The sequence below is a fragment of the Arthrobacter sp. AB6 genome (assembly GCF_031844545.1).
Lineage (GTDB): Bacteria > Actinomycetota > Actinomycetes > Actinomycetales > Micrococcaceae > Arthrobacter.
Window position 1 is genome coordinate 60,923 of sequence record NZ_JAUZVL010000025.1, and the last position, 7,800, is coordinate 68,722.

At 66.7% G+C, this 7,800-nt stretch carries 7 protein-coding genes; 4 read left to right on the forward strand and 3 right to left on the reverse strand.

Annotated features, from left to right (window positions below):
- Nucleotides 1-132 precede the first annotated feature (132 nt).
- Entirely contained in the window at nt 133-1,053 is a 921-nt protein-coding gene (locus Q9R30_RS16630) for a siderophore-interacting protein (RefSeq protein WP_311218281.1), read from the reverse strand.
- A complete protein-coding gene (locus Q9R30_RS16635; protein ID WP_311218282.1) occupies nt 1,053-2,060 on the reverse strand; it encodes an iron-siderophore ABC transporter substrate-binding protein in 1,008 nt (335 codons plus the stop codon). Before Q9R30_RS16635 ends, Q9R30_RS16630 begins: the two co-directional genes overlap by 1 nt.
- Before the next feature lie 125 nt (nt 2,061-2,185).
- Between Q9R30_RS16635 and Q9R30_RS16640 the strand changes: the two genes are divergently transcribed.
- From Q9R30_RS16640 to Q9R30_RS16650, 3 genes are read left to right on the forward strand one after another with little or no spacing between them, the layout of a single operon-like run.
- On the forward strand, nt 2,186-3,271 hold the full coding sequence (locus Q9R30_RS16640) for an iron ABC transporter permease (RefSeq protein ID WP_311218283.1): 1,086 nt from the start codon (nt 2,186-2,188) through the stop codon (nt 3,269-3,271).
- Nucleotides 3,268-4,371, forward strand: coding sequence for an iron ABC transporter permease (locus Q9R30_RS16645; RefSeq protein ID WP_311218284.1), 1,104 nt, complete (start codon nt 3,268-3,270; stop codon nt 4,369-4,371). Before Q9R30_RS16640 ends, Q9R30_RS16645 begins: the two co-directional genes overlap by 4 nt.
- Nucleotides 4,368-5,219: an ABC transporter ATP-binding protein gene (locus Q9R30_RS16650; protein ID WP_311218285.1), complete on the forward strand. Its 852-nt coding sequence runs from the start codon at nt 4,368-4,370 to the stop codon at nt 5,217-5,219. The genes Q9R30_RS16645 and Q9R30_RS16650 overlap by 4 nt, the downstream gene beginning before the upstream one ends.
- Nucleotides 5,220-5,474: 255 nt before the next feature.
- On the opposite strand, the gene Q9R30_RS16655 is transcribed toward Q9R30_RS16650, so the two are convergent.
- Nucleotides 5,475-5,990 (reverse strand): hypothetical protein, encoded by a 516-nt coding sequence (locus Q9R30_RS16655; protein ID WP_158677258.1) that lies wholly within the window; start codon nt 5,988-5,990, stop codon nt 5,475-5,477.
- Between the two features lie 440 nt (nt 5,991-6,430).
- Here Q9R30_RS16655 and Q9R30_RS16660 point away from each other — a divergent pair, with 440 nt between their 5' ends.
- Nucleotides 6,431-7,669 (forward strand): serine protease, encoded by a 1,239-nt coding sequence (locus tag Q9R30_RS16660; protein WP_311218286.1) that lies wholly within the window; start codon nt 6,431-6,433, stop codon nt 7,667-7,669.
- The last annotated feature ends 131 nt before the right edge of the window (nt 7,670-7,800 follow it).

Here is a 7,800-nt window from a genome sequence, read left to right on the forward strand (position 1 = left end):
CGGTCTGCAGGAGGTAGCGCATCGGCTTGTCCGGGACCATTGACGTGGCGACGCCGATGGAATTGCCGTCAAGAAAGAATTCGATGCGGGAAAGCTGCTATGGCGTCCCGCGGCGCGATACACAAAGCTAGCCTAAATAGCTGCCAGCGGAATGCCGTTGGCCCCGGAACCGGCCTTGCCGTGGCTCCAGTAGCCGCGGAACTCGGACGTCCGTGCATCAAGCCCGGCGCCAGCAAGGCAGCGGCGGAGGTTCCTCACGGTTCCCGCCTCAGCGCCCACCCATGCGTAGGTGTCCGGCAGGATGCTGTTGGCGGCGACGGCGTGCCCGACCGCCTGCTCCAGGCGCTGGCCGTGGGGGACGGCGCCGCCGTCGCGGTTCAGCCAGATGATCCTGACGCGGCTGCGGGTAGTGATTGGCTGGACGTCTGTTGCATCAGGGACTTCCAGGTAGGCGTTTCCGGAGAGGTGCGCGGGAAGGGCCTCAAGGATGGAGCTGATGGCCGGGACGGCGGTTTCGTCGCCGGCGAGCAGGACGTGCCGCGCACCGCCCGGCTTCCAGTTGATGCCGGCCTCCGGGAGGGGCGTGGCGGCAGTCACCGCTGAGGCGTCGGGTCCAACGAACCATGCCGGCTGCCCGGGCACGGCGTTCCGCGCCCAGGCCGAACCTGGCCCGGCGTGGGCACCGGGGCCGTCATGGAGCACAAAGTCGATGTCGATGTGCGGTCCGCCGGGGCCCCGGCGGAAGGCCCGGACGGTGTAGCTGCGGATGAAACCCCGGCCCGGCTGCTCCTGCCGGAGCCAGGCCTGGTACCAGCCTGCCTGCAGGGTGCCGTCGGGGGCGCCGGGGGTTGTGAGGGGGTGACCCTGGTTGGGCAGGATCAGCTTGACGCGGAGGTCCAGGGTGGGTTCCGGTACCCCGAAAGCCCGCAGCGACGGACTGGCCAGTGTGATGCGGCGGAAGTGCGGGCCAAGGTCCCGCACCTCCGCCACCACTGCCTCGAATACCCGGACAGGGTGCCGGGAAACCGGTGTTGAAGCAGCCGTTCGCAGCATTAGGGCAGCTGCGGGTCCACGCCGTAGTGCTTGGCCAGGTCGGTGATCACCGCGTGGGCGCCCTGGATGCTGACCGAGGCCAGGAACGTGGCGTCGTCCACGTCGATGACTTCGCCCTGGAGCCGCTGCCACAGCGGGTTGGACGTGAAGGCCTCCCGCTGGGCGCGTGCCTTGTCACCTTCGGCTCCGGCCGGCGTGAACGCGCTGACCATGACCAGGCCGGCGTCGCCCTGCAGGATCTGCTCCGCGGACAGCGGCACGAAGATTTCCTTCTCGCTGTCCGGCTGGTCCTTGGGCCGCGGGATGTTCATGTCGGCCATGATCTCGCCGATGAACGATTTGGAGGAGTACAGGCGGGCGGTGTCGCCGCCGGTAAACCGGACCAGGGAGTAGGTGGCGTCCGGTTTCTTGGCCAGGATCTCAGCGCCAACCTTTGCGGCACGGTCCTCATAGGCCTTGACCAGCTCTTCCGCCTTTGCCTTCTTGCCCAGGGCCTCGCCGAGGAAGACCACGTTTTCCTTCCACGTGGGTCCGGTGCTCACGGAGAAAATGGTGGGCGCGATCTTGGACAGCTGCGTGTACAGGGCCTCATGGCGGACCTTGGCGGAAACGATCAGGTCCGGCTGCAGTTCGAGGATCTTCTCCAGGTTGGGTTCGGCCAGGGTCCCCACGTTCACCGAGTCCTTGGTGGCCTCGGCGACGTCGCCGAGGTAAGGGGCGAAGGGAGCGGTGGGGTCCTGCCGGTACTGCACGTAGCCCACCAGGTCCGCCCCGAGCAGGAGGGCTGCGTCGATGTAGCTCGGGTCCAGCGCAACGACGCGCTTGGGGGCGGATTCGATGGTGGTGGAGCCCATGGTGTGGTCCATGGTCAGCGGGAAGCCGGCCGCTTCCGCGGCGGTGGAGGTGGTGCTGCTGGTGATGGCTGCCGGGGAGGCGCAGGCGGCAGTGGCCAGGAGCACCAGGCCTGCGGCGGCAGCGGTGAGCTGCCGGGTGATGCGAATTTTCACGGGGATGCCTTCGAAAGATTACGGGGGATGCGAGGCGTTAGGTAAGGCTTACCTGTGCCTGCCGTAGACTGTAGCAGGACTTCGGGGATTAGCTCACAAACCCGTGACGTAATAGAAAGCCGCATGTGAAGACGCTTAATGCTGGACCAGTGCCGGGTCCGTTCGTAGCCCGGACGGCGCATCCCTCCCCTGGTCCCGCAGGCGTCCCCGGCAGGAAGGCGCCCCGAAACCGGACGGCGTGGCTTCTGGCTTCGGCCCTCGCCTTGTTCGCGGCCGGCGTGCTCAGCCTGTGCATCGGCGGCCAGCCCTCGTCGCTGCAGGAGGTGTGGCACGCGGTCTTCACCCCCGCCGGGGACGTGATGGACGTGACCATCCGTGAACTGCGGTGGCCCCGGACGGTGCTGGGCGTCTGCGCCGGGATCTGCCTGGGCCTGGCCGGGACCCTGGTGCAGGGACACACCCGTAATCCGGTAGCGGACCCCGGCCTGCTCGGCATCAACCAGGGCGCGGCATTGGCCATCGTTGCGGCGACGGCGGTGGCCGGCGACCTCCCCGCCCTCACCCAGGCGGTGCTGGCCTTCGCCGGAGCGCTGGCGGCGAGTGTCCTGGTGTTCATGATCGGTTCGGCGGCCCGCTTCGGCGCCACCCCGGTCACCCTGGTGCTGGCCGGCGCTGCTGTCACGGCCCTGTGTTCCGGGCTGGTGGCGGGAATCGTCCTGCTCAACGACCAGGCCCTGGACACCCTGCGGTTCTGGCAGGTGGGATCCCTGGCGGGGCGATCAGGCGCCCTTGACCTGGTCTGGCCGTTCATCGTTGCCGGGGTGGCGCTTGCCCTGGCGAATATCCGCGCCCTGAACGCCCTCGCCCTGGGATCAGACACCGCCGTTTCCCTGGGCATCTCCGTGCTGCGCGCCCGTGCTGTGGGCATTGGCGCCGTCACCCTGCTGGCCGGAACTGCCGTCACGCTGGCCGGACCCATCGCCTTCGCGGGGCTGCTGGTCCCCCACCTCACCCGTGCCATCACGGGCCCGGACTACCGTTGGCTCGTTCCGTTGTCCCTCTTCACCGGGGCAACCATGGTGCTGCTCGCGGACACCGCCGGCAGGCTCATCGCCCGCCCCGGGGAACTGTCCGTCGCCGTGGTCCTGGCCGTGGTGGGCGCCCCGTTCTTCGTATACCTGGCCCGGCGCCGGAGGCTGGCAACGCTATGACCGTCCTGCAGGAAACACAGCTCCGAAAGCCTGGCGCGGGCGCCACAAGCATCAGGGCGCTCCGCGCCGGGCCGGTATCGGTCCGCCTCAACGTCCGCGCCATGGTTGTTGCCGGGCTGCTCGTCCTTGGCACCGTGGCCGCCATGGCGCTGCATGTCGCCTTCGGCGGCACCCCCATCGCATACCCGGATGTCCTCCGGGCCCTGCTCGGCGATGACTCCAATCCCCGGATCCACCTCGCGGTGACGGAGTTCCGCGCACCCCGCATGGTTGCCGCCGTCGTCGTCGGTGCCTGCCTCGCCGCGGCAGGCGCCATCACCCAAACCGTGGCACGCAACCCGCTGGCCAGCCCGGACCTGCTGGGCGTGACGGCAGGGGCATCCCTGGGCGCCGTCAGCGTGCTGGTGATCGCCGGCGGCGGGCATGCCGGGCTCAGCGGTGCGGCGGCAACTGTAGGCATGCCGGCGGCGGCGTTCGGCGCCGGCATCCTCAGCGGCATCGCCGTGTACGTGCTCTCCTACCGGCGGGGCCTGGACAGCTACCGCCTGGTGCTGGCCGGGCTTGGAATCTCCGGCCTGGCGGCAAGCCTCACCACCTGGATCCTGACGCTGGGCGACGTGACGAGTGCCGCCCAGGCCCTTACCTGGATGATGGGTTCCCTGAACGGGAAGGAATGGGAGACCGTGCAGCCCTTGGCGCTTAGCGCGGCCGTGCTGCTCATGGCGGCCATGGCCAGCGGCAGGTGGCTGCTGCTGACCAGCCTGGGTGAGGACACCGCCGTCGGGCTCGGCACCCGCATCGGCACCGTGCGGCTGGTTCTCCTCACCATCGCCGTCCTGCTCGCTTCGGTGGCCACGGTGGCAGCCGGGCCGGTGGCATTCGTTGCGCTGGCCAGCCCCCGCATTGCCCGCGCCCTGGCCTCCACAGTGGTTCCCCCTATTGGTGTCTCCGCCCTGGTGGGCGCCATCTTCGTGCTCGCGGCGGACACACTGTCAGCGAACGTCCTTGCTGCTCCCCTGCCCGTGGGCGTGGCTACGGCCGTCGTGGGCGCGCCCTTCCTGATCCACCTGATCCTCAAGTACCAGCGGAGGCTGAGTTGAACACGTCCACAGAGCAGCAGGAGGGCCTCCGCGCCAGCGGACTCAGCCTCGGCTACGAGGGTGCCAACATCATCAGCAACCTCTCGCTCGAGATCCCCAACGCGCAGGTCACCTCGATCATCGGGCCCAACGGCTGCGGCAAGTCCACCCTGCTGAGGGGGCTGGGCAGGCTCCTGGCGCCGCGGGCCGGCGAGGTGTTCCTCGACGGCGCCCCGCTGAGGAAGCATTCCACCCGCCATATTGCCACCCGGATCAGCCTGCTGCCGCAGACGCCCACGGCGCCGTCGGGGCTCACGGTGGCGGACCTCGTGTCCCGGGGCAGGCACCCCCGGCAGAAGTGGTACCAGCAGTTTTCCGTGTCCGATGAGTCAGTGGTGGAGGCGGCCCTGGCTGCCACCGACATCCTGGAACTGGCCGATACACCGCTGGACGACCTCTCCGGCGGCCAGCGGCAGCGCGCCTGGATCTCCATGACGCTGGCGCAGGAAACGGGGATCCTGCTCCTGGATGAACCCACCACCTACCTGGACCTGGCGCACCAGGTGGACGTGCTGGAACTTGTCCGCAGGCTGAACCGGCAGCACCGGCGCACAGTGGTGATGGTCCTGCACGACATCTCGCTCGCGGCCCGGTACTCGGACCACATCATTGCCATGAAGGACGGTGCCATCATGGCGCAAGGCACCCCCGCGGAGGTCATCACGCCCGCCCGCTTGCTGGAGGTGTTCGGCCTCGACGCGCACGTGGTGCATGAACCCACGGAAGGCCGCCCGCACGTCATCTCCCTCGGGACCACCGGGGCCGCTGCTGGGACCGCAGGGACCGCTGCAGTCTTGAGGAATTCTTGACGCAATGCCTGCCTGTTCTTGAGCTGCCGGGTCCAAAGTGTTGAAAACAGACTGGGGCCGATGGCGGAGGCGGCGGATCAGCGTCGATTCGCAAGGAAGCCGTCGGCCCCGGCGCCGCCTTGGTGGCCGTCCCGGGCGGACTGGCGTGCCGGGCGGGCGGCTGTGGCCAGGGTGTTGTGTTGTGCAGACGTAAAGACACCTACAACGGCAGCGGACACTGCCGTTATAGGTATCTCTCACATCTAAGACTCTTTTCTACTTGATGGCCTCGCAAACATCCACGGCGGTACCCGAGGTAGCGTCAACAGACAACACCTTGAAGGTGTCGAACGACTCCAGGGTGAGAACTAGCGTTCCCGTGTATTGGGTTATCCCGGCACCAGGGGCATCGTTCCCGAAGTAAACAAATCCGTTGTGGCCGGTGTAGGTCGCCGTGACCGTTCCGTCCGGGTTCACCTCGTACTTAGCCACTGATCCGGAGGTGTTGACTGAATAGGTGTTGCCGTTTGTGTCGTTGGTATACGTCAACAGCACACCCTTCCCCGCGAAGAAAATGCGCCCGTCGCGAAGTACTATCTGCGTGATTTTCCCGCCGGTGCCCGTGACTGTGACGTCGAAGGAACACCCTTGTTTTTTCTTCGCGTCCAAGTTGAATGAGAAATTCTGCACCTCGGGAGGACGGCTGACTGCTGCGCCCGCGGAGGGGGCTATGAAAAGCACCGCAAGAATCCCGGCAAGCGGCACAAGCCAACGATGGGATTTTCCAAACATAAGAGCCTCCAAATTAAACTGCGAGGGGCATAACTCTCCCGCAGTGGGGCAAAAAATTGCAGATAATATCGGGCGAGCCCTGACAGCGATGTCGCGACCGCGCAGCGTAGGCCGTTGTCATATTCTTGGCCGGAAAAGCGTCGACCCTTCCAAGTTGAGCGTCCGAAGGGGTTGCTATGAGCATGTCGACAACGCGTAAATGAGTCAATGAACTAGCCTCCCCATATTTGGAATGCGGATAGCGGGCTCTCCGTTTTCGCACGCGATCCCCAGAGCAGTTTTGGACTGCATCGCAGATCCAGGAACTCAACATGCAACAGCCACTTGGGGTAGTCCCCGCCGCGTGTCGCGCTTTGTGACACACCTGGGCGTTAGCTAGCGTGGCCCTACTGCATTGGGGCTGGGGCCTGGGCACGACGAACCGTAGATAAGGATGCCCCATGAAGTGCAAAGCTGCCCAGACCAATATCCGCCTCGCCCCCTCTCTCCTGGTTCTGATGCTGGCGACGGCGTGCGTGCCCTCGCCGGCACCTCCACAGGGCGCGCCCCCTTCCACGCCGCCTGCCGCGACTCTCTCGGTAACAGCAACGGCGACCATGACGCCAACGCCAACCGGAACGCCAGCGCCGAAGACCTGGGCCGAGACTTTCCAGCTGGTCAACTCCGGAGTGGCCGAACTCGCCGTCACCCTGTGCGACGGCGGCGGCGCGGGTACCGGGTTCCTTGTGGCGGACGACCTGATCATGACGGCGGCCCACGTGGCCAAGAACGAAGTGGCCATCAACGTCTCCGTCAACGGCCAGTACACGTCCGCCCGGGTCCTGGGGATCAATGACACACAGGACCTGGCCCTGTTGAAAACCGCAAAAGCACTCTCCGGCCATCAGTTCGGCTTCGCCCCGGCCGTTCCGGCCCAAGGAGTTGAAGTCGCTGCCCTGGGGTTCCCCCTGGACAGCGGACTGACCTTTACGTCGGGAAGGGTGAGCGCGCTGAACCAGGAGGTGAACAGCGATGCAGGGACACTGCGCGGGCTGATACAAACGGACACCGCCATCAACCCCGGCAACAGCGGCGGCCCGCTGGTTCTAATGGACGGCAAGGTGGTGGGAGTGGTGAGCGCGAAACGCGCGTGGGTGCTGGGCACTAGAAGCGCGGACGACTTCGGCGCGGAGGGTGTGGGGTACGCCGTGCAGGCGCCGATGGCCGCGGCCTCGGCAGCGGACTGGGGCCAGCGGAGCACTCCGCTTCCGCCGACCAGCTGCAGCAACGAGGCGGAAACGACCAGCAGCAACATCATCACAACAAACAATTCGGACCACGAGCAGGCGTCCGGGGTCATTCAGAGCCTGCTCAGGCATGGCCAGGGAATCAACCGCGCCGCGTACGAAGCCGCTTTCGCTGTCTTGACGCCGGAGCTGCAAGCGGAGGTTCAAGGGTTCGAGACGTGGAAGGCGGGCCTGAGGACCTCATTCTGGCGCGCGCTGACCATCAACTCAATTACAGGGTCCGGGGCCCAGCTCACGGTGGACGCCGTCCTGCGCACCGAGCAGGCATCGGCGGACGGACGGGACGGCCAAACCTGCTCAGACTGGACTATTCAGTACCGGATGTCCTGGGACGGGGCCATCTGGCGCATCGCCGGCGCTGACGATCCCAGCGGACCGCCCCGGGCCTGCTGACCAGACGCCGGGGTAAGGCGAACGACGGCGGCGCGCGGCCGCCGTCGTACGTCCCCTATCCAAAGGGTCAGTTCCGGCATCCAGTGAGAGACGGTTTGGGTAAAACCCACATCAAGTGAGAGATGGTTGGG

What these genes read in the sequence shown, in the direction of transcription:
- Q9R30_RS16645 (WP_311218284.1), top strand. Translation starts at nt 3,268, where the DNA reads ATGACCGTCCTGCAGGAAACACAGCTCCGAAAGCCTGGCGCGGGCGCC.
- Q9R30_RS16655 (WP_158677258.1), bottom strand. Translation starts at nt 5,990, where the DNA reads ATGTTTGGAAAATCCCATCGTTGGCTTGTGCCGCTTGCCGGGATTCTT.
- Q9R30_RS16630 (WP_311218281.1), bottom strand. Translation starts at nt 1,053, where the DNA reads ATGCTGCGAACGGCTGCTTCAACACCGGTTTCCCGGCACCCTGTCCGG.
- Q9R30_RS16660 (WP_311218286.1), top strand. Translation starts at nt 6,431, where the DNA reads ATGAAGTGCAAAGCTGCCCAGACCAATATCCGCCTCGCCCCCTCTCTC.